The sequence below is a fragment of the Paenibacillus sp. 481 genome (genome assembly GCF_021223605.1).
Taxonomy (GTDB): Bacteria; Bacillota; Bacilli; order Paenibacillales; family Paenibacillaceae; genus Paenibacillus_B.
Genome location: NZ_CP075175.1, coordinates 731995 through 756159 on the forward strand (window position 1 = coordinate 731995; position 24165 = coordinate 756159).

Consider the following 24165-nt stretch of genomic DNA (forward strand, 5'->3'; position numbering starts at 1 on the left):
ATTGCATGATTATTCCTCCGTCTCCTCACCCAAGTAGATACGGATCGTCGATCCGCGCTCTAATCGTGTGCCCGGCTTCGGGGCTTGATGAATGATTACTTTCCCCGTACCCGATGTCGATAATTGAAAATTCGTATTCATATCTTCGTAAATATCTGATAGCGATTTGCCTACTAAGTTAGGCACGACTACAACCGGCGTTTCCCCGTACTTGTACTTGCGTGCAACTTGTTTTTGCCTAGGCTCAACACCCATATAGTGCAGCGAATCTTCCATGATCCGCTTTACGATCGGAGCAGCAACTAGTCCGCCAAATTGAATCCCTTGCGGATCGTCTACTGCCGTATAAATGACGAGCTTAGGATCGTCAGCCGGAGCAAATCCGATAAATGACACAATGTGCTCGTCAGTCGAATAACGACCGTTAATAACTTTTTGCGCCGTTCCCGTTTTGCCACCGACACGATAGCCGTCAATAAACGCATTTTTACCTGTCCCCTGCGCAACGACGTGCTCTAACGCCTCACGGACTTTGCGTGACGTTTCAGGTGATATCACTTGACGTATAAGTTCTGGTTGCACATCGTCCACCACTAGCCCTGTTTCCGGTTGAACAAACGATTTGGCTACGTGTGGTTTAAAAAGCTTTCCGCCATTAATAGCAGCGGACACCGCTGTAATTTGTTGAATCGGCGTCACTGAAACCCCTTGACCAAAAGCTGTTGTGGCCAACTCTACGGGACCGACACGATTCAATTTAAATAAAATACCGCTCGCTTCTCCACTTAAATCGATACCCGTCTTTTTGCCGAAGCCAAAATCACGTATGTACCCAAATAGCTTCTCTTTGCCAAGCCGCTGTCCGAGCGCCACAAAGCCAGGGTTGCATGAGTTCTCAACAACTTCGAGAAACGTCTGGCTACCGTGACCACCTTTTTTCCAGCAACGCAAGCGTGCGCCGCCGACTTCTACTCGCCCAGGATCAAAGAAATGTTCATGGTGCAAATTGACTTTTCCTTCTTCTAATGCCGCAGCCAGCGTAATAATTTTGAAGGTGGAACCAGGCTCGTACGTCATCCAAATCGGCAAATTGCGGTTATATATTTCTGATGCGACATTTTTATAATTTCCCGGGTCATAATTCGGACGACTTGCCATCGCCAAAATTTCACCTGAATTCGGATCCATCGCAATGGATACGATTTGTTTAGGTCTAAGTTCTGTCATGGCGCGATCAAGTTCCCGCTCCATAATTGTCTGCAACTGTTTGTCAATCGTCAATTGCAAATTTAATCCATCTCGTGGCTGGACAAACTTTTCTGTCGAATTCGGCATTTGTCTGCCACGCGCATCAGCTAAATAAGATACGCTTCCTCGCAGCCCACTCAAGGCCGAATCATACTTCTGCTCAATTCCAGTAAGTCCTTGATTTTCGATACCAGTGAAGCCTAAAATATGGGCAGCTAAATCGCCAAATGGGTAATATCTTTTATTATCCTCTGCCACAACGATACCAGGCAAGTGGAGCTGTCGTACTTTTTGGGCCGTTTCGAGCGATATTTTGCGTCCTCCGGGCTTTAGGTACACGCTAGACTTCCTTACGGTAATCATTCTCTGTACATCTTCTGTTTTCATGCCAAGAAGCGGTGCCAACTGACTCGCAGTTGATGCCGCATCTTTGATTTGGGCAGGGACCGCCACTATAGTAGGCGAGCTGATATTGTAAGCTAGTCGTTCACCATTACGGTCCCATACTTCTCCTCGCTTCGCCGTAACCGGAATGTTGCGACGCCATGATTCTTCCGCTTTTGCACTTAACTGACTGCCCTCCCACAACTGAACGTAAGCTAACCGTGTGATAAGCGCCATGAAGCCAAGCGATACTAATATGCTGCCGATCATAATCCGTCTGCGAAGCGTTACGCCGGAAACTTTCACATCTATCCCTCCCTAGTCCGACATCGGTTCATAACAAACCTATTCGGGACAAACTAGGGATAGAACAAGCTAGTTAGCCTTTGGCGCTAATTTAACTTGTACAATACGTTTACCTTTTTCGGTTATCGTCTTCTGTTCCGTGACGTAACCTTCTCCCTCAGCACGAACTTCCCATTTGAGAAGCGAGGCAATTTCCATCACATCACGCAGCGATTTGCCTACCAGCGACGGTAAACTCATTTTACTAGGGTCATCCGTTAACAAGTACATGCGCTGCCCTGGTGCTAACCAATCTCCTGGTGCTGGATACTGCTGCTTCACCTTCGCCGTCGAACCGATCGTTTCAAAGGCAATCCCATTCTCCGCCAAGCGCTGCTTCGCATCCTTCAAACCTACACCCTGAACATTCGGCGCTTTTTTTGAACCTTTTACAGCTGGAGCATCTTTGCCATTTTCATTTTTAGCTACCTTGCCGTCATTCGACATCGGTACGCCCATATAGCTAAGCGACTGGCTGACGATTTTTTTAAACACGCCCGATGTAATACTACTAGAAGCAAGATACTGTTCAGGCTCATCGACAACAACGATAACCGCAATGCGCGGGTCCTCTACAGGCGCGTAGCCAATAAAGGAAGCGACAACGTGCTTGGAGCTATACTCTCCATTTACAACTTTAATAGCTGTACCTGTCTTCCCTGCAACACGGTATCCATCGATATAAGCATGCTTACCTGTACCTATTTCTTGGTCAGAAACAACTTGCTCCAAGTACTGACTGACCTGCTTCGCTGTACCTTGCGAAATGACTTCACGAACGACTTCCGGCTTAGGCTCAAACACTTCGCCTGTCATCGGATCGACCGTTTTTTTAATTAAATTCGGCTTCATCAGCTTGCCGCCGTTTGCCACAGCAGACACCGCCATAATTTGCTGGATCGGAGTCACCAATACTTTACCATGACCGTACGTTGCAGCTGCCAAATCGGCAGGATACTCAAACTTGATGTTGCTACTTTTTTCACTTGGCAAAGTAATACCTGTTAAATCGTTAAACCCGAAATCTCGAATATATTTCGTGAACTTTTCTTCCTTCAGCTGTTCAAAGCCCAGCTTAACGAAGGCAACGTTACTCGACCGTTTTAACCCTGTCAAGTAGCTAATGCGCCCCCATCCTCTGCCACTGTTATGGTCACCAATTGGGCGACCGCCGGCATAAATCTTACCTGACATAAACGTAGCGTCCGGATCGAAAATGCCTTCTTGCACGGCCGCAGCCAACGTAATAATTTTAAACGTTGAACCTGGCTCGTAAAGGGCTTGGATGGCTGGGTTACGCGTAGCCCCTTCTTCCATTTCCCAATATTTATTTGGGTTGAAGTTCGGCATATTTTCCATTCCCAAAATATTACCCGTCTTCGGATCGGCTGCAATAACCGTCATACTGCGTGGGCCTTGCTCTAAGTATACTTCGCGCATCGCCTCATCAATGTACTGCTGAATCGTATGGTCAATCGTTAAGTATACGTTTTTCCCATCACGAGCAGGTGTATAAATTTCAGACGCAGTCGGCAATTTATTACCGCGTAGATCCTTCTCATATTGAAGTTTACCAGGAGTCCCTTGCAATAAATGATTGAGCGAAGTCTCAACTCCCATAACGGGTTTATCCTCTTTATTAATATAGCCGAGTACATGAGTAGCTAAGTTATTTTTCGCATAAAATCGCTTCGATTCATCCATCAAATGCAAACCGACGTCATACGCATCCGTCTTCGTCTTTAACTCTTTCGTAAACGCGCGAATTTCCTTCGCTTTATCTTCTTCGATCTTGAAGCCTTCTTTACGCACTTCTCGATGTATCCGATATACCCCTTTATCCTTACTCCGGACGATATCATACAATTCGTGTTCAGGCTTCCCTAACGCTTTATGCAAAAACTCGACGATTTCCCGTTCGACGTCAATTCCTTCTTTAATGAGGCTTGCATTTTGTTTCAGTTCCTGAATGGTTCGCGGGCTAACAGCGACAATGTAAGCAGGGGCGTCCATCGCCAGCACCTCTCCATGCTGGTCATAAATGGTGCCCCTTTCTGCTGGCAAATTCTGAACTGTCGACCAAGAACTTTTAGCCCGCTTCATCCATTCCTCTTGATTCACAACCTGATACCAAATCAATCGACTTATGATGACAATAAAAAGGAGGGTGAATAAGCCCCCGATTGCCAACGTACGCAGCTTAATTCGTTTGACCATCTTCATCCCTCGTTTAATTGTTTCCTACTTTTTCCTTGTATACGTTTATTTGCTCTGGCGTGGTCGGTCTTGTTAGGCCGTTCTCACTTGCCACACTTCCGATGCGATCCCAATCAGATAGCCTTTCTTTCTCTACATGTAGCACGGATGCTTGTTTTTTCAAATCCTCTGTATCACGCTTCATTGCTTCTATGTTTCGGTTTAATTCATAGATTTCAGCATAACGTCCAATCAAAAACATCGCTACTGCAGAACAAACTACCACTGTAAACAGGTAGAGCATCTTTTCCCTCATCGGAAGTGCTGCTTTACGCGTCAGCTTCTTTGTTGTTTCACGGAACTGAGTTTGCTGTCGCCGACGCTTCTCGGGTTTCTTCACTGCTAGGTTCCCCCGATTATAGGCCATGTTCTGCGCCTCCTTCAATGCGGTTACCCGCTAGTTCGTTCTTTACAGCTTCTCCGCAACACGCAGCTTGGACGAGCGCGCACGCAAATTGTGCTCCAGCTCTGCCTCGCTTGGTACAATCGGTTTGCGATTGATTAATTTGACGACCCCTACAGTACCACAGGCACACATCGGCAAATTAGGCGGGCACTGGCAGCGTGCTACATAGCTGCTAAAAATTCGCTTGCAAATACGGTCTTCCAACGAGTGAAACGTGATGACCGAGACGCGTCCGCCTGGCTTTAAGCAGCGAATCGCTTCATGCAGAGCCTCTTCAACCGCTCCCAGCTCATCGTTGACAGCAATGCGGAGCGCTTGAAAGCTGCGCTTGGCAGGGTGTCCACCTGTGCGGCGCGCTGCCGCTGGAATGCCTGCCTTAACAAGCTCGGCCAATTCACCTGTCGTGCGAACAGGCTGCTTAGCCCGCGCTTCGATGATGCCTTTGGCAATTCGGCGGGAAAATTTCTCTTCCCCGTATTCGAACAAAATACGGGCAATTTCCGCTTCTGACCATTCGTTAACAATGTCATAAGCCGTTAACGCCCCTTGCTGATCCATGCGCATATCAAGCGGTGCATCATGGTTATAGCTGAACCCACGCTCAGCCTCATCCAATTGCGGTGAGGATACACCTAAATCAAATAAAATACCGTCAACTTGCGGAAAGCCGTCCTGTTGCGGCACACCTGCTTGTAGCAGCGCCTCTTTTAAATGACGAAAATTGGTCTTTATTAAGGTTACACGCTGCATATACGGAGCTAGCCGTTGTTGCGCGTTGTCGAGCGCCCAATCATCTTGATCGAGTCCAATTAGTCTTCCTGCATCCGACAACTTCGACGCAATAAGTTCGCTATGACCCGCGCCCCCCAGTGTGCAGTCGACGTAAATGCCTTCTGGTTGAACGTTTAAGCTATCGACCGACTCTTCTTTTAGCACGGTTACGTGATGAAACAACGTCAATTCCCTCCTATACCTATTCGTTTCCATCTGTGATGCGTATATATGGCGCGCGTCTTCTCTCGCGACCAGTGAGATGTTTAGAAGTCAAAGTCAACCAACGTTTCCGCAATCTCGTTAAACGCTGATTCTGATTGCAGTACATATTGTTCCCATGCGTCCTTACTCCAAATCTCAACTCGGTTCTGAACTCCGATAACCATACATTCCTTATCCAGCTTAGCATACTGCCGCAGATGTTGAGGAATGTTAATTCGTCCCTGTTTGTCCCACTCACATTCAGAAGCACCTGAAAAGAAAAAGCGCGTAAACGCTCGCGCGTCTGCCTTCATTAAGGGCAGAGCCTTTAATTTCTGCTCCAAAAGTCCCCATTCATCCATCGGGTATACAAACAAACATTGATCCAGACCACGCGTCAGTACAAAAATGGAGCCTAGTGAATCACGAAATTTAACAGGAACAATGAGGCGGCCCTTGTCATCGATGCTATGTTGAAACTCGCCCATGAACATCCTGCCACCACTCCCCTTAGTCATTCACCACTTCACTCCACTTTCCACCACCAACGCAATATAATTTCGCCAAAAAAACAAAAAATCCTGCTACTGTGGCAGGATTTTTACAAAACCGTCTAGTTTTTTTCCAGTTTTTATTTGTCTTTGTTCACATTTTTGGCATCTTTTACACTACTCTGGGTAGAATCAATGACTTTTTCACTAGTTGAATCCATATTTGGATGTTCATCTTTTGGGTCATTTTCTTTGACTTCGCCTGCCTTTATTTTAGCTCCCACTTCTTGAATCTTCGCATTCAAGACATCCAAGGACTTTTGTCGCTCTGGATTGGCTGCCTTCCCACCACCATACTGCTTTCCACCTCTTACTTGCCTCCCCTTTTTGATCACGTACCATATAGGCATCCAAATAATAGCCCCCACAATCGCAAATGGTAGCAGAGCTACAATAAGGAGTATCGTATATCTCAAGACAGCAGTAAGTGCGCTCCAGCTTGCTTTTAATGTATCTCCTATCTGTGTCCCAAATGCATCTTGAATCACATCTTTAGGAACTTGTTTAATGATTTGATACAGGCGGATATGAATGGTGGACATCGCCACGTTGTTATCTAAATAACGCATCCGGCCTGTTAACTGTTCAATTTCCAACTGGACTTTTCCAAGTTCATCCGAAAATTTAATGAGATCTTGTGACGTTTTGGCATTTTCCATGTATGACAATAAACGTTCTTCAACCACTTTGCGTGCTTTAAGGCGCGCCGTTAGATCCACGTATTCTTCAGTGACATCATTCGCTGCATACTTGCGATCAAAATTAACATACTCCCATGACCCTAACTTATCTAAAAAAGAATGAAAGCCTTGGGCGGGCACCTTAATCTCGTAGCTTCCACCATGCTCAAAGTCCGAACGCTCATCCTCGAATTTCAAAACATATCCACCAGATAATTCGATCAAACGATTCATTTGTTGTTTCGTTGCCTCATAATCTTTAACTTCCATCGAAAGGTTCGCTTCATAAATTAATTTCCGTTCCGGCTTGGCGACAGGCGATACGCTACTTTTGTTCATACCAGGTTGTCCTTTGGCCTCTACATCAGCTTTGGCAGCTGATTCTTGTACGGTTGCGGTTATCCCCTCCGTTTTTTGTGCATTGCTTGAACTGCCCTGAGATGAGCTGCACGCTCCAATGATGAAGAGTGCCGCCAGCCATAGCATAGATGTCCAGATGTTGCGCCGCCCTTTGCGGCTTACAAGTAACGACGACGATGACGTGGCCGTTCTCACTTCTTTTTTCATATTGACCCCTTCTTTCTATTACATTCTTATGAGCCATGAGTTCTAGTCATGAGTTCTAATCATCATGCAAATCTGAGCTGTACTTCATATAACGGTCAAACGAACCCATTTGTTGCTAAAAAATAAGATCGTTACAACATTGTGATTAATTTCAAATAGAAACGTAGGCGCAAAAAAAAGGCGCTCACGACCATAGTCGTAAACGCCTCTATTCAATATCGATTGCATAGGATTAGATCAGTCCACACCGTGCTTATGGGCTTAGATGCTCTGGTAGCTCTTTAGCTTGTTAGCTTGTTAAGAACTTCGAGCTTAGTGCTCCTGCCAGCTATCTAAGTAGGCACTTTGCTCCGCACTTAACTTGTCAATCGTGATCCCAAGCGACTCAAGCTTATAACGAGCAACTTGCTCATCCAGCTCATAAGGCACGTTCACAACCTTATTGCCGATCTGCTCATGTTGGTCATTTACATACTTCAAGGACATCGCTTGCAAGGCAAACGTCATATCCATAATTTCCGCAGGATGACCATCACCAGCCGCCAAATTAACGAGACGACCTTCAGCAAGTAAATAGATGCTGCGTCCATCTTGGAGGCTGTACTCCTCAATGTTGTGGCGTACTCTACGAACGCTAGTCGCGCGCTCTGCAAGCTCCAGCTTGTTTACCTCAACGTCAAAGTGACCCGCGTTGGACAAGATTGCCCCGTCCTTCATCACATCATAATGCTCGCCGCGTATAACGTCGCGATTCCCCGTTACTGTAACGAAGATGTCGCCGACACGCGCAGCTTCCGACATCGGAAGCACAGCAAAGCCATCCATGTAAGCTTCAACGCCTTTAACCGCGTCGATTTCGGTGACGACAACGTTCGCCCCGAGTCCTTTTGCACGAAGTGCAACGCCTTTGCCACACCAGCCGTAACCGACTACGACAACTGTTTTTCCAGCGACAACCAAGTTCGTCGTCCGGTTAATACCGTCCCAGACGGACTGTCCTGTTCCATAACGGTTATCAAACAAATATTTGCACTGTGCGTCGTTAACGGCAACCATCGGGAATGTAAGCGTGCCGTCCTTTTCCATCGCCTTCAGGCGCAAAATGCCTGTTGTCGTCTCTTCTGCACCACCGCGAACGTTAACCCGCAAATCGGGGCGCTCGGTATGAAGAATGGAAATCAAATCGCCGCCATCATCAATAATGAGATCAGGCTTATTCTCCAACGCACGAATGAGCAATTGCTTATACTCTTCAGGTTCTGGGTTATATTTTGCGAACACGGTAACGCCATCTTCCACCAATGCCGCACATACGTCATCTTGCGTAGATAACGGGTTGCTGCCTGTGATCGTAACTTCTGCACCACCGGCTTGCACAACTTTCGCCAAATAAGCTGTCTTTGCTTCCAAGTGTAGTGAAATCGTAACTTTCAACCCTTTAAATGGCTGCTCGCGCTCAAATTGCTCGCGAATCCGATTCAATACAGGCATATGCGCCTGAACCCAATCAATTTTCAAGTGACCTTCTGGGGCTAAAGATATGTCGTGAATAATGCTGTCTTGCGCTGCTTTTGTTGACTGACTCATTTACTGAACCATCCTTCCCACATTGCAAAAGATTATATGGACATCTCGCTTCGCCGTATCGTGTCATTTGTGCTCATTCATGGTGTATGATCATGCTGCTATGATAGTCCATGACTGTTACAGCAGTACGAGACGATGTTCCCCTTGCCATACGACCGGAGCCTCCATCAGGGGCTTAAACCAGTCTTTTCCATAACGACATTCGTACATGAGTGGGTTCAATACCCGCTCCTGCGGTTTGTCGAGCGGCCACAACGCTAGTTTCAGTCGCTCCCATTGCCGCAAACCAGACTCATGCTGTTTGTGCAGTGCATCGTGCGCACGATTGCGCAAGAAGTCGATCTGCTCCAGCACTTTAGCACGATTCGTATCACCTAGTTTGCCGAGACTAGGCAGCGTGGTGGATAACGCATCTAGCAATTCACCATACTGAGCATCCACATTTGCTTTCATCGCCGCGAATCTCTCATCTAGGCGCAATTCATCTTGCGCTGTAAGCCACTCAGCGCGCTTCTCCGCGTAACGGCTGCAAATATCTTCAGCCGTTAGCTCGTACTTGGTAAGCAGCTTATTCAGCGTGCCTTCCATGCACGTAAAGCTCATGCGTGACCATAGCATTGGCATGCGCATGCGGAACGCATGAAACGCACGCTTCGTCTGCGCCCAGTAGGCCAGTTCACCTGGGCCAAGTACAGTCGCGAGCACAGGGAATAAATATTCTTGCATCAATGGACGCGTAAGTACATTGTTGCTAAATTGCTCAGGGTGCTGATCCAAATGCAGCAGCAGCTGTTCCTTATCCCAGCTTACCGTACCGCTGCGATCCTGAAAGAGGTCACCTTCTTTATATAGCAAGCGCCGTTCCCCTTCGTGTACAACGAATAAGTTGGCACTGTTTCTACCGCGTTCTGCCTGAATAGCGAATCCTTGTGCTGCAATATCCTGCTCACTTGCCAACAATGCCTGCTCCAAACACTCGTTACCTTGGATCAGCGATTGAAACATCGGTTTCTCCAGACGCCGTAACGCTGGGTCATCGGAATCAAGCAAGACAAGACCGTATGGGCCGAACCAGTCGCTTAGCATATGTGCGAAGGCATCTGTCAGCGAAGTCGAACGACGCGCCGTTTGGCGCATTCGCTCCATCAAATCCGGCTTGAACTCGGTAGCTGGCAACCATTCTTCCGCTGCAGTCAGCACTTGCTCCCAATCCGACTCTGTCAGCTTAATACGGCTGACTGGCGCTCGCAGCTCCGTCGGCTTCTCCAACCGTACTCGCTGTAATGCCGGTTCGGCTGAAAGCAGGTAGGCATGGTTAACTTCATCGTAATCATGATCTTCGCCAGCGATCCAAAATACAGGGATTACAGGTCGGCCGAGCTTTTCCTCTGCCTCCTGCGCCATACGGATAATCGAAATCGCTTTATGAACAACGAGCAGCGGTCCCGTAAACAATCCACCTTGCTGCCCACCTACGACAACTACCGCTTCTTCGTTAGCCAATCGATCTAGCGATTGCATAACACGAGGATGATCATTATATACCTTGTTGTAGTTTCTAAGCGTCTCCACCAAGCTAGCGCGATCTGCACGCAAATGGTCGGCATCCTGCAACCACTGCACACGCTGTTCCCAATCTTCATCAGGATGGAATTCGTATAAATTATGAACAATAGACGTTGAACGTTCTATGTATTGTTGAACTAATGCTTGCTGTACCGGAATGTTCATCACGGGCCAATTCATGATAAGCCGCCCTCCATTTCTGTTTCGTATTGATTGTACACAATGCGGCTTGGACCCGTCAAAGCGAAGTTCTCGATACATAAATCATTACATGGTAGATATGTATTTAATTACACCGATTGGCATCAACACAAGATATAGCACAGTAAATGCAAAAAATGAAATACGCCAAATCGTACGCAACAATTTAGGCATATCTACTTTTCCGTATTTACGCTGCTGCAAACTTCCTAATAGTCCTCCCGAGACGAGCAGCAACAGTAAAAACCAATATAGACCGAGCTGAGAGTTAAATATAACGTTATACAATCCCGATACAGATGCAATAAGAAACGCGGTCGTAACGTCCATCGCAACCATAAACGCTTTTTTCCGTGGTCGAACAAAATAAGAAGCTATAAACCATGCAATAATAAAAGGAAAAAACGGCAACACCGAAAAAAGTACAAATGAGTTAGATAACAATTGCCACATTGTATCTAGGCACGCTCCTCTCCCGAAATGTCGCAAGTGCTGTTCAATGCGTGCAAAGCGCAAACTTGAACCGTTACATCGCTTGGATGATACGATATAGCGCTTGCTGCATCGGCACTTGCACATGATGTTGTGCCGCCATACGCAAAATTGCGCCAGTGATGGCATCTATTTCTGTCTTGTTTCCCGCTATGCGATCCTGAAGCATAGATGATGTATTGCGTGCCGTTCGCTCGCAAACCGTCACAATTTGCTCCCAAGCTTCGTGTTCCTTGATAGGAATCTGAGCAGCTGTGAAGACGGCGACGACTTCTGCCAAAATGAGTTTCATTAGCTGTATACGTTCCTCAGTAGCTAACAGTTCCCCATTTTGTATACTTAACACTGTCGTCAGCGGATTGATTACGGCGTTAACGACTAATTTTCGAAACATCATATCTTCGATGTTGTTCGACAAAAATACCTGAAATCCTGCCAAATTCAGCATATTTTTCACAAATCCACTTACCTTTTCATCCGAAACACTCGTTTCACCGATAAACGTCGTCCCCGTACCCGTCCTGCGCACAACGTTGGATCCTTCTCTTTTGGCCGCCTCTGTTGTGACCGCGGCCAATACAAGTGGCCATTCCTTACGCAAACGTTCCAAATGCCCAACACCATTTTGAAAACATACTAGCGTTTCCTTACTAGCATAACGTGGCCATTCAACCAATTGTTTCATAAACGACTCGTCCAGATGCGTTTGCTTGACGAATAACCATAGGCACTCTACTTTTTCATTCATGGAAATAAGCCGTTCTTTAGCCGTTTGAAATGAGTACGTCTCTGGACACGATACAGTCCGCTCTTCACCTTCCAACGACACGATACGAATACCTTCTTCTCTAATGATTCGGGCTTGTTCCTCCGTTCGTGTCCACAGCCGGACCCCGCTAATTTGGGTGTCATGATCGAGAGACTTACCCGCTTCACTCATGGCGTTCGATTCGTTATCTGCATTCAAGGCCAGCAGCAGCTTGGATGTGAACAACAAGCCTAATGAGCCCGCCCCTATAATGTCCACCTTCACACTTCTTCCTCCTTACTTCATTACAACTTAGACGTACCTACATTTATAACAAACAAGCTGCAAAAACACAAAAAAGCACCTATACAAGCTTCTGCTTGCAAGGCGCTTTTCACGTCCCCTACATTTTCTGGATTGGTCATGATGGCAAGATGTGAATATGGTAAAGCATCTATTGACTACTCTATTCGTTCCAGATTGCCGTTTGCATCCATACGAAAGCGGGTTTTATTTTCTTCCTCTTCTTCACTTAAAATAGCTAAGCGGCGTGCGCGATCCATAATTTGAATAAGCGCTTTGTAATCATCATTTACTGTTCTGTAGTCGCTCTGCACTTCATTTACTTGCTTGGATAGCACATTGTTCTCTGCCTGTAAACGTGACATTTGTTCCTCTTTGTCTTGCAACTCTTTTTCGATTTGCTTCACGTAACGTGCCAAATCTTGATAGCTATTACGCCATTGCCGTAAAAACCGGATGACCATGTCTAAGGACAGTGAATCCTCCGTTATGGCGTCCACCTTCACACCTAAATCTTCTCCGTCTGTCAATGCAATTGACGCTACTTGAGCACCAAGTGGCTGCTTTTTTATAAAATTGCGTTTTTGTCTTTGCGCTTTTGCTAGTTGGATGGCTGCCTCATATTTTTTACGCACAAAACTGTTCCATCGAAAACCGCATGCAGCAGAAGTCCGCCCTATTTTTTCACCAACCTCTTCAAAAGCAGCTAGTTGCGTACTTCCTTCGCGAATATGTCGTAATGTCACCTCTGCCAAAATTAAATCGTCGTCCGCTGTCCAAGCATCTTGTCTGATTGCCGTCATACGATAACCTCCTAACTACATCCATCATTCGTTCCGGTTGTGAACAGCACCTCTGAACGATTGCAACCGAATCAATCGAACAGGGATACCTGTCGGTTATAAACCGCATATTCCATTTCTATGCCCATGGTAGAGTTCATAGAATCTATTGGATACTAAAATGTATATCCATTTTTCCTAGGAAAAATACGTGCTAATGTCCATACGCAATGTCACAATAACGATGTTGTACACAAAATGTTTGATATTTAGTCACGGTTGGCAGTTTACACCATGTGACACGAAGGCTATAATGGCTTTAGAAAATGTTGGTTGCACCGTTTGTAACGAGAGGGGGATGAATCGTGGCACGGATGTATCGCGTACTCGGTTTCTGGACATTAGTCTTCGGCCTGATGGCTTTTGCAGGACACATGGTTGAAATGGCGCTGCTCTTCTTCATGCAAACTGCTTTCTTTGTAGGTTTGGGCTATTTGAAATTGACCGAGCGTACATATATACTCCTGTTCTGGGGGTACATGGTAGTCTGCTTTACTGGATTTTCGTACTGGTCCGTTTTCGTTATGGGCAAGCCTTATTAATGAACGGATTGAGCACGAGTAAGAGTAAACTTAACATTTCAACGCAGTAACGACCGATGTCATTTGACATCGGTCATTTTAAATTTATGGGGAATCAAGCTGAATACCCTTCACAGAGCCACAGAGCCACAGAGCTACAGAGCTACACATGAAGTTACTTGGACACGGTAAGCACATGAAAACGTTCGCTCATTTGATCGCTCAAGAGCAGTTGACGAATGGATCGGTTTCGCCGAGCCTTGTCGCTAAACGGGTCCTTTTCGGTATGTGCTTGCAGCTCCTGTAAAATGCCTTGCTCCAGCAAAAACTGCTTCTGCGTCATCAAATTGACAGTGGCTGCACCTGCTAAACGGGCAGCCCGTTGACTGATGTCAAAGTCCACCATCGAGGTTATATCTTGTTCACCTATGTAACTAAACGGGTCATCATGCGCTTGATGACGGTAATAGCACATTAAAGTGCCCTCCATCCTATAGGAGGCGGTCAAATGCTCGGTCGTATCTCCGTAATCAATGAACACGAATTCGGCTTGCGTGGACGCTGCGACCATTTGTTGCAGCCAATTGCTCATGACGACACTTGCTTCGTAAATAAGGTTGTCTGCCAATGATAGCTGTTGTTCTTCAACCCAGCGCAGTAATGGGGCAGAAGCCGGCCGCCACATCGCTTGAAATTGCGCGCAGTCCTCATTCCATACGACGTAGCACTGTTCCAATTGACGATTCCGAAACCGAATCCTCTCTACGGGAAAGGCATCTAGCAGTTCATTCGCGATCACAATTACAGGGTTATGCGCTACAAATTGCAAATAGTTGCGTTCATCCCAAAAAGCGGCTGCAAAGCCCCGTTGGCACAATGCAGCCTCTGCTTGAGCACGATGATACGGGCTCGTTTCAACAATCGCATATTGTCCGATAGGAATTTGCAATTGCTGGAGCCTTTCATTCAGCTGTACAGCAAGCCTCCCCGTACCTGCACCCCATTCCACAACGGTCAAGTTCGTTGCCGACCATCCCCGTGCTTGAAGCGTTCGCTGCACATAGTTGCCTATCATATCTGCCATAATGGACCCGATATACGCACTCGTGTAAAAGTCACCGTCGCGTCCTACTTTGGAGCGATCGCTCATATAGTAACCATGTGTGGGGTGGTACAGACAAGCGTCCATATAAGTAGAAAATGAGAGCGCCCCAAGAGGTGATTCATTCATTTGGTAAATTAAGTGTTGAACCAATGGCCTATTCAATTGATAATGGGACATGGGACTCTTCCTTTCCGTCTCTTTTGTTTCAACTTGTTATGGCTTGTCCAGCCAAATCAAAGACTATGAATATGCAACACGCGTTAAGGAGGTCCTTATGTTTAGAGGGAAGCGGATAACCCGCACATTGCTTACCCTGTTGATCACTTCCATCATAATCACGATTATTCCGGGTGCGATGCGAGCTCAACCTACTATTCCATTTTTGGGCAGCGAACAGCCCTCACCAGAAGAGTTGAAATTGCTGCAACAAAGCTTGTCGCTCACCGAGTTAGATAAAGAAATCGAGCGCATCGGGCAACGAGAGCGCGGGGCTTCAGATAAAAAACGTACGACTGAGCAACAATTAATCGAGCATGAACAGCTCGCTGCCAAGCAGCGTGAACGCGCAGGACGCGTACTGCGCAGCTATTACATAGGTGAGCGGGACATGCTGTTGCAAGCGATGCTGTCCGCCAAGCAATGGCAGGACATGTTAGCTTTATTTGACTATTTTCATTTATTTTTCGAATCCGATCACAAAGTGCTACAAGCCTATAATAACCAAATGAAACATTTAAAAGAGTTAAAAGTGACACATGAAAAAAGTGAGCGTGAACTAAACAGTGTGCGCAGTCAACTCGTCGCACAGCGAGATCGAGTAGCATCGTTGCAGCGACAGTTTGATAAAGATTTAGCAAGCAGCGGTAATCCAGAGGCGATGAGCAAGCTGATTGATGAGTTCACCGTATATTGGAAAAGTGTAGGCCTATACGAGGTTCGTTATTATTTTCGGGCAATGGCATCAGCTATGCACAACTTACCGCAGTTCATTAAAAAAGAAGGCAACATGTCTATCGATGGCTTCAATTACACGGTACGAATTAAAGACGAGCAACTAAACGAATTTTTGCGGCAGGAAAATGAAATCTTCAAACCGTTCGCCTTCCGATTTGAAGATGATCTCATTGTTGCAGAAGGAGAGCGTGACGGTCTGCGCGTATTAATTGCGGGCAACTATACGATTGAAACGGAGCCGCAAAATGTTATCCGCTTCCATGTTCAACGTTTGAAATTCAACGGATTAGAGCTGCCACAGTCGACGATTCAAGATTTAGAAGACCAGTTCGATCTTGGCTTTTATCCGCAGCAGCTCGTGTCTTTTATCGTGGCAAAAGAAGTAACCGTAGACAAAGGCGAGATTACCGTTAAGCTAACTACAAATTTGTAAACCATTATTGAGGCTTGATTCCGATTAGGGAAGCGAGAAATGGTACGCAGGAAGCTTGGGCACAATCTAGTTCCATGCTTCCCTATTGTCGGTTGCGCACCGGGTCCCATACTGTTTTCCACTGCACATTCAGTTGTTCAAGCGGAATCGTCCCATCCAGCCACTGACGTAATAGACCTATGCCTACTAACAACGTAGCGTTGTCCTTTACGATATACGACATACGACTCTTCTCACGCTCGATAAAGCGTGCTGCCCAGTCAGGTGCATGGGTAGCGCTGTACGCTTGTTTATGAACGGGCAACAGTGATCTCGCATCAAGCCATTGTCGTTGGACATGCACCTGATTCATATATGTAATCCAGCGCTTCGCTTCCTCTGTGCGCTCAGAGTGGGCAGCAATCGCATAGCTTGGGCTAATGACCCACTGGGCAACGGCCGAATTAGAATACATAGGCGGCTCGATCATCAACGCCGCATTCACTTCAGCTATCGCTTCTGAATAGCGGACTACCGTAAATAACACTTGTCCTGACTTTAGTCGGCTCCATTTATCAGCGGCGTTCAAAGTCGGCGCCCACGGACGCATATGCGGTCTAAAAGCTTCCAGTTGGGACATGTTCTGTGTCCATACGACCGCTTCTGTATGGCTGGTTCGCTTCTCGCCCCGCCAATTCGTGAGCGTGTTTACAATGTTCTCTTGCTCAGGATGCAGCGCGCCAAGTCGCCATAACAGCGACATAAGTGCCCACTCATCTTCCTCGTTCCATGCAAACCAATGATCTGGTGGCCGTACAGCCGTGCTTGGCTGCTCATTCGTGTGCAGGGCAAGCTGCCATGCAGGCCTGTTAACTTGTTGCATAGATTTGCCCACGTGTGACTGCGATTGGCCTGCTTGCGGTTGGCTTACTTGCGACTGGCCTGCTAATGCTGCGAGCCAATTCTGCCATTCATTTGAAGTATTTGGAGGCCGTTCTTTCCCAAACGTACGCTTTAACGCTTCCTTATTCCACACAAGCACATAAGGATCAAGGTAAGCAGGAATTGCCCACGTGACACCGTTCCACTTCACTTGACTTCCTAACCAATCTGGCCATGATTCGCCACCACTTGATAACGAATCTACTGGTAACAACCAGCCCCGTTTGGCATAAGCCTGTACATCTTTACTATCGATAAGTAGCACATCCGCGCCTTCTCGCAATGTCAATTGATTCGTCCACGTCGCAGCTTCTTCTTTTTCTGCAACATGAACCAGATCAACAGCAATGCGCGTCTCTTCGCTAAACGATTTGGTTAAGCGCTGCAATTCATCATATGCCACAGGAGATAAGCTGACAGCGACGGTAAGACGCTTCTCGCTATTTGCAGCTTGATCATCGACTGTCGGTTCTGTTGTCGTGTTGTCGACCGCTAAAGGGCGTTCTACATCGTTAGGGGCGATCCCCATAAATTGAACCAACAGAACGAATGAGATGGCGACCATAATGATTACCGTAACGGTGTGTTTTAATTTCGGCATCGAACTCTCCCTTCGTCGTGCCTAGCTTGGTGAAGCAGGAATCAACCAATATCACCCACATTGTCTATTTTAGCACCGTGAAGTTGTCTTGTCTGCTGCACCCCCTTGCCATAAGCACAAAAAGGCCTGCCGAGACAACTAAGTCATCAGCAGGCTTATGCTACTACGATTACAGCAAATCAGCTGCCAGCTGCGCCAAACGTGAACGCTCGCCTTTTTCCAACGTAATGTGGCCGCTGATGCTTTCCTGTTTAAACCGTTCGATCAAATACGTCAAACCGTTGCTGGCACTGTCCAAGTAAGGGTGGTCAATTTGCTCTGGATCGCCCAGCAGCACAATTTTACTTCCTTCCCCGACGCGGGTTACAATCGTTTTCACTTCGTGCTTAGATAAATTTTGTGCCTCATCAATAATAATGAACTGACCTGGAATCGAGCGACCACGAATGTACGTTAACGCTTCTACCTGAATGTTGCCCATCCCAAGTAAAATTTTTTCAATATCCCCGCTCTTCTTCGTATCGAACAAATACTCTAAATTATCATAGATCGGCTGCATCCACGGGCGTAACTTCTCTTCCTTTTCCCCTGGTAAGTAACCGATGTCTTTTCCCATGGGCACGACCGGCCTCGCAATGACAAGTTTCTTATACTTGTGTTCATCCTCTACTTTCAACAGTCCAGCAGCTAGCGTAAGCAACGTTTTTCCTGTACCCGCCTTGCCTGATAGCGTAACGAGCGGAATATCATCATTCAACAGCAGTTCAAACGCCATGCGCTGCTGTGCGTTGCGAGCTGTAATTCCCCAGACAGGGTCGCTGCTAAAATGTAAAGGCTCTAGCTTGTTTCCATCTGCACTCACTTTCGTCAATGCGGACTTACTTGAACCCATTTCGTCTTTCAAAATAACAAATTCATGTGGATATAGCTTCGTATTTAGCGCTAGCCGCTTCACGAGCAGCACCCGATACGTATAAAACTCATCAATAATGCTCGGATGGACGAAGAACGTCAGCTGTCCGGCATATAGCTGTTCTCCTGACTGCACCGTCCGATCGGATAAATAGTCTTCCGTATGCAACCCCAGCACGTCAGCTTTAATGCGCACAAGCACATCCTTGCTCACAAGCACCACTACAGCTGGCTGCTCTAACGGCTGTTGTTCCATATGATAATTGAGCGCAACGGCCAGTAAGCGGTTATCGTTCGTAATTTCATCGAACATTTCTTGCACTTTAGCGAAGCTGCGATGATTCAGCTCCACTTTTAACTTTCCGCCATGTGGGAGTGTAACGCCGCTATGCAAGTGGCCTAGCTCGCGTAAGCTGTCTAGCAGCCGCGATACTGTGCGCGCATTGCGACCGATTTCGTCTGCATTCCGCTTCTTTGAGTCAATCTCCTCCAACACGATTGCTGGAATAATAACGTCATGAGTGGCAAAGGCAAAAATCGCGTTCGGATCATGAAGCAATACATTCGTGTCCAGTACAAATATTTTGCTCATTAACTTTACCCCCTCAACATAAACAGCACACTTGGCTTCATTGGCAATTACATAAAATTTGCAATCGTCGCTCACACTAAGGCAAGTTGGGAGCGAAGCTGCACTTCTTATCCACCATCTTGATGTGAAAGGATCGATGATTCATGCATATGTTGCTAACCGTGATGCTCGTATTTGGCATGTTAATGAGTTGTGTGGGATGCAATAATCCGAAGCAGCAAGCCAGTCAACACCAGACAGCGCCCTCACCCCACTCAAACGCCAACATCAACGCTCAACAAACAGGCAAACGTACGATTCACGATGCAAACGCTGTAAAGCATCGCCTGACGCAATTAGCGAAAAGTGTACCTGGTGTGCGCGGCGTTAACTGTGTTGTGTTTGGGAATACCGCTATCGTCGGCATTGATGTCGATGGCAATCTGGAGCGATCTCGCGTAGGAACGATGAAATATTCGGTAGCTGAAGCGTTAAGCAAGGATCCATACGGCGCAAACGCCATTGTGACGGCAGATCTCGATCTTAATAATCGTCTGCGGGAAATTTCCAGAGATATTCAGCAAGGCAGGCCGATTTCCGGATTTACAGAGGAGCTAGCAGACATTATGGGCCGCATCGTGCCGCAGTGGCCAAGCAAAATTAAAAAAATATCGCCAGACACAGACAATCCGAAGCTAAATCAATCCATGTAGCACATGCTCAACCAACTACAGATGCAGCCTTATCTTGGACATGCCTGCGGAAAGTACAAAAAGCCTAGTGGACATACGTACCCACTAGGCTTTCCTATGTTCGCTTTGCTCGTAAGCATGCTTATTAGCACGCACCACAAAGCAAGCGTAATTTATCGGCATGAAGCTAAGTATTGCTTTTGTGTGTTGATTCAAAGCATGAGCCTTGGACATCGTTCAGCCCCCTTGATCAATTCGCGGTTAATGTTATTGTATTATGCCATGCTGTAAAAATTGACCGCGTATGAAAAGGCAAGTGCTTATTTTGTGTCCTTGCTTTGCAATTACTGCTCTTTTTGATGCATTTGCTGATTTGAATTTTTCGGACCGGTCGGGCCATTTGGACCTGGCGTTCCGCTTGAACCTGGATCAGCAGATGCAGGTGGAGCTGTCTTTAATGATTTACCAGCCAGCACATCTTGCAACGTCTGCTTGGCATCTGCCAGCTTCTGCTCGTCTACATAGATGTAAGGACTTCTCCACTCGCCATCGACCGAAATATAATGAATATTTTGACGGTTAATGTCAAAATACGTCATTAATGAGCTGCGCATTTGATCTGGTGTCATATCCATCTTAAAGTTCTTCGAAATCGCATCGATTACCGAAAAGACGTGTGACACCCCACCAAGCGACTGCATATTGCCGACGATTTCGCTGATCACTTCATTTTGACGCTTGTTGCGGTCAAAATCCGTCGTGCCCTTCGTCATCGGACGACAATTCGATTTGCGATAGCGAACAAAATCGAGCGCTTGCTTACCTTCAAGCTTCTGCTCACCTTGCTTTAACTTGATGTTCGTGCCGTCGATTGAATCGCGGTAGCACATATTTTGGTCGACGTTTACGTTTACACCACCGACCGCATCAACCAAGTCGACAAAACCATTGAAATTAATGACGGCAATATGGTCAAAATTAATCCCCATATACGTGCCAAGCATCTTTTTCATTTCGTCTTCTGGTGAAGCACTATCTAACTTACCTTCTTCATGAAGCTTATGAAAAATCGGATAATAATGCGTAAGCTTGTCCGCTCTATATCCTTCAACTTCTGTGTATGTATCTCGTGGTAGCGAAATAAGCACCGCTTCTTTTGTCTCAGGGTGCAATCCGCCTACCATAACAACATCGCTGCGTAAACCAGGTGCATCCTCACGGTGATCCGTTCCAAGTATTACGAACGCGAACGGCTCCGTTTGTGGAGAAAGCGTTTCTGTCACATCAACCGATCCTCCACCCTCCTGCTTCGGAGCAGTGGAAATGGTATCTAGGCTATTATTGGCGTACCAAAATAAGTAACCGGCATAAACACCTATAGCAACAGCAACAAGTAAAATGGCAGTAAGCAGCACCTTCAACCATTTCGGCATCCCGCGGCGCGTCCCTGTAGCAGGCGCTTTCCGGCCACGTGCTTCATTACGCGGCGGCAATGGTGTCGTTGATTTCATACTTGACCTCACTTACTCGTTATATTTCGGATTAGCCTCAATCTCGAGCCATAACCGTTCCGCATCTTCACGGTCAAACAATTCCGTATGTAGGATGTCGTTCGCTATATAGCGAACGACATACGTATCTTCATTATTTTGGAGTACCGCTTCAAACGACGTCAGCTTATGGTCTTCCTGCAAAATTTGCACAAAGAAATCAAGCGTTTCTTTGGCTGCATGATCATCGGGGCGAGCTTTAGCCACGATGACCATCTGCAACCAATTAAACAATGCCACTTGCAACTTCATCATTGTCAGTCAGCTCCTTCGGCCGCCTTTTATAAAGAAGCAATCCCTTACTTGTCTTACTTAGCTTTGTGCTTCTGAATTTTTTCCCTCTTTTTTCCGTTGACGTTCTTCAACGAAGTAACGAATGCGCACCATGAACATGAGCGACACAGCTACAAACAAGCATTGAATAATCGGCAATTTATCGATCTGGAAAATAAGCAATAAAAACGAACCAAGAGCTAGCATCAAATAAGCGAGAATCTCTTTTAAAATAGGCAACTTTTGTACCCGAAACACCTTATTAAAGATGTACACGACAAATACAAAAATAAGCACATAACTAATCAACGGATGAGAGGCCAGCCACGCTTGCATGGAAACGGTCACTCCTTTACGTGTAATGTCCTACCTAAATTGTAATGCTGTTTAGGATTGGGACACTTTGCGTTGTTTTTCAGCGCGTTCACGTTCGCTCTTGTTCAAAATCTTTTTACGCAAGCGAATATTTTTTGGTGTAATTTCACAATATTCATCATCGTTCAAGTACTCAAGCGCTTGCTCCAAAGAGTACGTGCGAGGCACCTTCATCTTCACGGTGTCATCTTTCGATGCCGTACGGATGTTCGTCAACGCTTTCTCTTTGCAGATGTTAACGACGATATCGTTATCGCGAGTGTGCTCACCAACGATCATACCTTCGTACACTTCAGTACCTGGGTTAACGAACAAGACACCACGGTCTTCAACAGACAAGATACCGTAAAGCGTCGAAGAACCATTTTCCATGGATACGAGTACACCTTGGTGACGGCCACCAACTTGACCGCCAATGAGCGGACCATAGTGGTCAAATGCATGGTTCATAATACCGTAACCACGTGTCAATGTCAGAACCTGTGTACGGTATCCGATCAAGCCACGAGCTGGAATCATGAACTCCAAGCGAACTTGGCCTGTGCCGTTGTTGATCATGTTGACCATCTCGGCTTTACGTGTTCCCAAGCTTTCCATAACAGCACCCATGGATTCTTCTGGCACGTCAATAACGAGGCGCTCAATCGGCTCCATTTTTTTGCCGTCTACTTCTTTAATGATAACTTCTGGCTTCGATACTTGAAGCTCAAAGCCTTCACGACGCATATTCTCGATCAAAATACCCAAGTGAAGCTCACCACGACCGGAAACGATAAATGCGTCTGGGCTGTCTGTTTCTTCAACGCGCAAGCTGACATCTGTCTCCAACTCTTTAAACAAACGCTCGCGAATTTTACGGGACGTTACCCATTTACCTTCACGACCTGCAAATGGAGAGTTGTTCACGAGGAACGTCATTTGCAATGTTGGCTCATCGATATGCAGAACTGGCAATGCTTCTGGCTTCGCAGCGTCCGCAATCGTTTCACCGATGTTTATATCTTTAATACCTGCGATTGCAACGATATCGCCTGCACCCGCTTCTTCCATCTCAACGCGCTTCAAACCTTGGAAGCCGAACAACTTCTCAATGCGCGCTTGCTTCGTTTGGCCATCACGGTTAATAACGGCAACCGTTTGACCTTGGCGAATGCGTCCACGGTTTACACGACCGATCGCGATACGACCGAGATATTCATTGTAATCAAGCAAAGTAACGAGGAATTGCAAAGGCTCGTCAGGATTTTCTTGTGGTGAAGGGATATGATCTACAACCGTATCATAGATAGCTTGCATGTTGTCATCTTGGTTTGCAGGGTCGCTATCCAAGCTGGACGTACCGTTGAGCGCAGAAGCGTACACAACTGGGAAGTCCAATTGATCATCGTTCGCGTTCAACTCGATGAACAACTCCAACACTTCGTCGATAACTTCAGCCGGACGAGCGTTCGGACGGTCGATTTTGTTAACGACAACGATTGGTGTCAAGTTGTGCTCCAATGCTTTACGCAATACGAATTTCGTTTGCGGCATGCAGCCTTCGAATGCGTCAACGACGAGCAATACGCCGTCAACCATTTTCATAATGCGCTCTACCTCGCCGCCAAAGTCAGCGTGGCCTGGTGTATCTACGATGTTAATGAGATAATCTTTGTACGTAATGGCAGTGTTCTTTGCCAAGATTGTAATACCGCGCTCGCGCTCCAAATCGTTGGAGTCCATTGCGCGCTCCTGTAGAACTTCGTTGTCACGGAACGTACCGGACTGTTGTAGCAATTTATCAACCAATGTTGTTTTACCGTGGTCGACGTGAGCAATAATCGCAATGTTGCGAATGTTAGAACGTTGATGCATAAAATTAAACCTTTCCTTTCTGAACTTAACGTAATAAAGGTGTTACGAGTTCCGACGGCATTCCGTCCAATTTACCTTATATAGTGTATATGAAACGATGAAAAATTACTACCTACACGCTAAAAAACAACAAAAAACTTCCTGCGTGCCGCAAAAACATCGACACAGGAAGCTGAAGTAAGCCCTTGCAAACGCAATCACTTTCAAAATTGGTTGCAATACATTACTACCTTTACTTAACTTGCTTGATTT

Annotated in this window: 21 protein-coding genes; 3 read left to right on the top strand and 18 right to left on the bottom strand. The window is 46.4% G+C overall.

Going from position 1 to position 24165, the window contains the following annotated elements:
- Positions 1 to 9: 9 nt before the first annotated feature.
- From KIK04_RS03000 to KIK04_RS03050, 11 genes are all read right to left on the bottom strand, one after another.
- Positions 10 to 1938: a stage V sporulation protein D gene (locus KIK04_RS03000; protein ID WP_232276856.1), complete on the bottom strand. Its 1929-nt coding sequence runs from the start codon at positions 1936 to 1938 to the stop codon at positions 10 to 12.
- A gap of 69 nt (positions 1939 to 2007) precedes the next feature.
- On the bottom strand, positions 2008 to 4194 hold the full coding sequence (locus KIK04_RS03005; RefSeq protein ID WP_232276857.1) for a penicillin-binding transpeptidase domain-containing protein: 2187 nt from the start codon (positions 4192 to 4194) through the stop codon (positions 2008 to 2010).
- Between the two features lie 13 nt (positions 4195 to 4207).
- Positions 4208 to 4600, bottom strand: a complete 393-nt coding sequence (gene ftsL2, locus KIK04_RS03010; RefSeq protein ID WP_232276858.1) for a cell division protein FtsL — start codon at positions 4598 to 4600, stop codon at positions 4208 to 4210.
- Positions 4601 to 4642: 42 nt separating this feature from the next.
- Positions 4643 to 5593 carry a 16S rRNA (cytosine(1402)-N(4))-methyltransferase RsmH gene (rsmH, locus tag KIK04_RS03015; protein WP_232276859.1) on the bottom strand — a complete coding sequence of 317 codons (951 nt, stop codon included), beginning with the start codon at positions 5591 to 5593 and terminating at the stop codon, positions 4643 to 4645.
- A gap of 83 nt (positions 5594 to 5676) precedes the next feature.
- Entirely contained in the window at positions 5677 to 6108 is a 432-nt protein-coding gene (mraZ, locus tag KIK04_RS03020) for a division/cell wall cluster transcriptional repressor MraZ (RefSeq protein WP_232278575.1), read from the bottom strand.
- A 137-nt stretch (positions 6109 to 6245) separates the two neighbouring features.
- Complete coding sequence (locus KIK04_RS03025; RefSeq protein ID WP_232276860.1) at positions 6246 to 7412, bottom strand: DUF4349 domain-containing protein; 1167 nt, start codon at positions 7410 to 7412, stop codon at positions 6246 to 6248.
- Positions 7413 to 7724: 312 nt separating this feature from the next.
- The gene (locus tag KIK04_RS03030) at positions 7725 to 8999 is read right to left on the bottom strand and encodes an adenosylhomocysteinase (protein WP_232276861.1); all 1275 of its coding nucleotides are present in this window, start codon (positions 8997 to 8999) and stop codon (positions 7725 to 7727) included.
- A gap of 117 nt (positions 9000 to 9116) precedes the next feature.
- Complete coding sequence (bshC, locus tag KIK04_RS03035) at positions 9117 to 10745, bottom strand: bacillithiol biosynthesis cysteine-adding enzyme BshC (protein ID WP_232276862.1); 1629 nt, start codon at positions 10743 to 10745, stop codon at positions 9117 to 9119.
- A gap of 87 nt (positions 10746 to 10832) precedes the next feature.
- Positions 10833 to 11219: a DUF3397 domain-containing protein gene (locus KIK04_RS03040; RefSeq protein WP_232276863.1), complete on the bottom strand. Its 387-nt coding sequence runs from the start codon at positions 11217 to 11219 to the stop codon at positions 10833 to 10835.
- Positions 11220 to 11292: 73 nt separating this feature from the next.
- Positions 11293 to 12291: a ketopantoate reductase family protein gene (locus KIK04_RS03045; RefSeq protein ID WP_232276864.1), complete on the bottom strand. Its 999-nt coding sequence runs from the start codon at positions 12289 to 12291 to the stop codon at positions 11293 to 11295.
- A gap of 176 nt (positions 12292 to 12467) precedes the next feature.
- Entirely contained in the window at positions 12468 to 13112 is a 645-nt protein-coding gene (locus tag KIK04_RS03050; protein ID WP_232276865.1) for an RsfA family transcriptional regulator, read from the bottom strand.
- A gap of 344 nt (positions 13113 to 13456) precedes the next feature.
- Between KIK04_RS03050 and KIK04_RS03055 the strand changes: the two genes are divergently transcribed.
- Positions 13457 to 13693 carry a DUF2626 domain-containing protein gene (locus KIK04_RS03055; RefSeq protein WP_232276866.1) on the top strand — a complete coding sequence of 79 codons (237 nt, stop codon included), beginning with the start codon at positions 13457 to 13459 and terminating at the stop codon, positions 13691 to 13693.
- A gap of 154 nt (positions 13694 to 13847) precedes the next feature.
- Here KIK04_RS03055 and KIK04_RS03060 read toward each other — a convergent pair whose 3' ends face one another.
- Complete coding sequence (locus tag KIK04_RS03060) at positions 13848 to 14954, bottom strand: class I SAM-dependent methyltransferase (protein ID WP_232276867.1); 1107 nt, start codon at positions 14952 to 14954, stop codon at positions 13848 to 13850.
- A 97-nt stretch (positions 14955 to 15051) separates the two neighbouring features.
- On the opposite strand from KIK04_RS03060, the gene KIK04_RS03065 reads away from it, so the two are divergent.
- A complete protein-coding gene (locus KIK04_RS03065; RefSeq protein WP_232276868.1) occupies positions 15052 to 16164 on the top strand; it encodes a hypothetical protein in 1113 nt (370 codons plus the stop codon).
- 82 nt (positions 16165 to 16246) lie between these two features.
- Here the strand turns inward: KIK04_RS03065 and KIK04_RS03070 are convergent, their stop codons facing one another.
- Entirely contained in the window at positions 16247 to 17686 is a 1440-nt protein-coding gene (locus KIK04_RS03070) for an extracellular solute-binding protein (RefSeq protein WP_232276869.1), read from the bottom strand.
- 169 nt (positions 17687 to 17855) lie between these two features.
- Positions 17856 to 19190 (bottom strand): PhoH family protein, encoded by a 1335-nt coding sequence (locus KIK04_RS03075; protein WP_232276870.1) that lies wholly within the window; start codon positions 19188 to 19190, stop codon positions 17856 to 17858.
- 143 nt (positions 19191 to 19333) lie between these two features.
- Here KIK04_RS03075 and KIK04_RS03080 point away from each other — a divergent pair, with 143 nt between their 5' ends.
- The gene (locus KIK04_RS03080) at positions 19334 to 19882 is read left to right on the top strand and encodes a YhcN/YlaJ family sporulation lipoprotein (RefSeq protein ID WP_232276871.1); all 549 of its coding nucleotides are present in this window, start codon (positions 19334 to 19336) and stop codon (positions 19880 to 19882) included.
- A 323-nt stretch (positions 19883 to 20205) separates the two neighbouring features.
- On the opposite strand, the gene KIK04_RS03085 is transcribed toward KIK04_RS03080, so the two are convergent.
- From KIK04_RS03085 to typA, 4 genes are read right to left on the bottom strand one after another with little or no spacing between them, the layout of a single operon-like run.
- On the bottom strand, positions 20206 to 21372 hold the full coding sequence (locus KIK04_RS03085) for an LCP family protein (protein WP_232276872.1): 1167 nt from the start codon (positions 21370 to 21372) through the stop codon (positions 20206 to 20208).
- A gap of 12 nt (positions 21373 to 21384) precedes the next feature.
- On the bottom strand, positions 21385 to 21666 hold the full coding sequence (locus tag KIK04_RS03090) for a hypothetical protein (protein WP_232276873.1): 282 nt from the start codon (positions 21664 to 21666) through the stop codon (positions 21385 to 21387).
- A gap of 57 nt (positions 21667 to 21723) precedes the next feature.
- The gene (locus KIK04_RS03095) at positions 21724 to 22020 is read right to left on the bottom strand and encodes a YlaH-like family protein (RefSeq protein WP_232276874.1); all 297 of its coding nucleotides are present in this window, start codon (positions 22018 to 22020) and stop codon (positions 21724 to 21726) included.
- A gap of 51 nt (positions 22021 to 22071) precedes the next feature.
- The gene (gene typA / locus KIK04_RS03100; RefSeq protein WP_232276875.1) at positions 22072 to 23913 is read right to left on the bottom strand and encodes a translational GTPase TypA; all 1842 of its coding nucleotides are present in this window, start codon (positions 23911 to 23913) and stop codon (positions 22072 to 22074) included.
- Between the last annotated feature and the right edge of the window lie 252 nt (positions 23914 to 24165).

Excerpts from the sequence above, each read along its gene's own strand:
- KIK04_RS03005 (WP_232276857.1), bottom strand. The coding sequence starts at position 4,194 with ATGGTCAAACGAATTAAGCTGCGTACGTTGGCAATCGGGGGCTTATTC.
- ftsL2 (WP_232276858.1), bottom strand. The coding sequence starts at position 4,600 with ATGGCCTATAATCGGGGGAACCTAGCAGTGAAGAAACCCGAGAAGCGT.
- mraZ (WP_232278575.1), bottom strand. The coding sequence starts at position 6,108 with ATGTTCATGGGCGAGTTTCAACATAGCATCGATGACAAGGGCCGCCTC.
- KIK04_RS03025 (WP_232276860.1), bottom strand. The coding sequence starts at position 7,412 with ATGAAAAAAGAAGTGAGAACGGCCACGTCATCGTCGTCGTTACTTGTA.
- KIK04_RS03030 (WP_232276861.1), bottom strand. The coding sequence starts at position 8,999 with ATGAGTCAGTCAACAAAAGCAGCGCAAGACAGCATTATTCACGACATA.
- bshC (WP_232276862.1), bottom strand. The coding sequence starts at position 10,745 with ATGAATTGGCCCGTGATGAACATTCCGGTACAGCAAGCATTAGTTCAA.
- KIK04_RS03040 (WP_232276863.1), bottom strand. The coding sequence starts at position 11,219 with ATGTGGCAATTGTTATCTAACTCATTTGTACTTTTTTCGGTGTTGCCG.
- KIK04_RS03050 (WP_232276865.1), bottom strand. The coding sequence starts at position 13,112 with ATGACGGCAATCAGACAAGATGCTTGGACAGCGGACGACGATTTAATT.
- KIK04_RS03060 (WP_232276867.1), bottom strand. The coding sequence starts at position 14,954 with ATGTCCCATTATCAATTGAATAGGCCATTGGTTCAACACTTAATTTAC.
- KIK04_RS03065 (WP_232276868.1), top strand. The coding sequence starts at position 15,052 with ATGTTTAGAGGGAAGCGGATAACCCGCACATTGCTTACCCTGTTGATC.
- KIK04_RS03070 (WP_232276869.1), bottom strand. The coding sequence starts at position 17,686 with ATGCCGAAATTAAAACACACCGTTACGGTAATCATTATGGTCGCCATC.
- KIK04_RS03075 (WP_232276870.1), bottom strand. The coding sequence starts at position 19,190 with ATGAGCAAAATATTTGTACTGGACACGAATGTATTGCTTCATGATCCG.
- KIK04_RS03080 (WP_232276871.1), top strand. The coding sequence starts at position 19,334 with ATGCATATGTTGCTAACCGTGATGCTCGTATTTGGCATGTTAATGAGT.
- KIK04_RS03085 (WP_232276872.1), bottom strand. The coding sequence starts at position 21,372 with ATGAAATCAACGACACCATTGCCGCCGCGTAATGAAGCACGTGGCCGG.
- KIK04_RS03090 (WP_232276873.1), bottom strand. The coding sequence starts at position 21,666 with ATGATGAAGTTGCAAGTGGCATTGTTTAATTGGTTGCAGATGGTCATC.
- KIK04_RS03095 (WP_232276874.1), bottom strand. The coding sequence starts at position 22,020 with ATGCAAGCGTGGCTGGCCTCTCATCCGTTGATTAGTTATGTGCTTATT.
- typA (WP_232276875.1), bottom strand. The coding sequence starts at position 23,913 with ATGCATCAACGTTCTAACATTCGCAACATTGCGATTATTGCTCACGTC.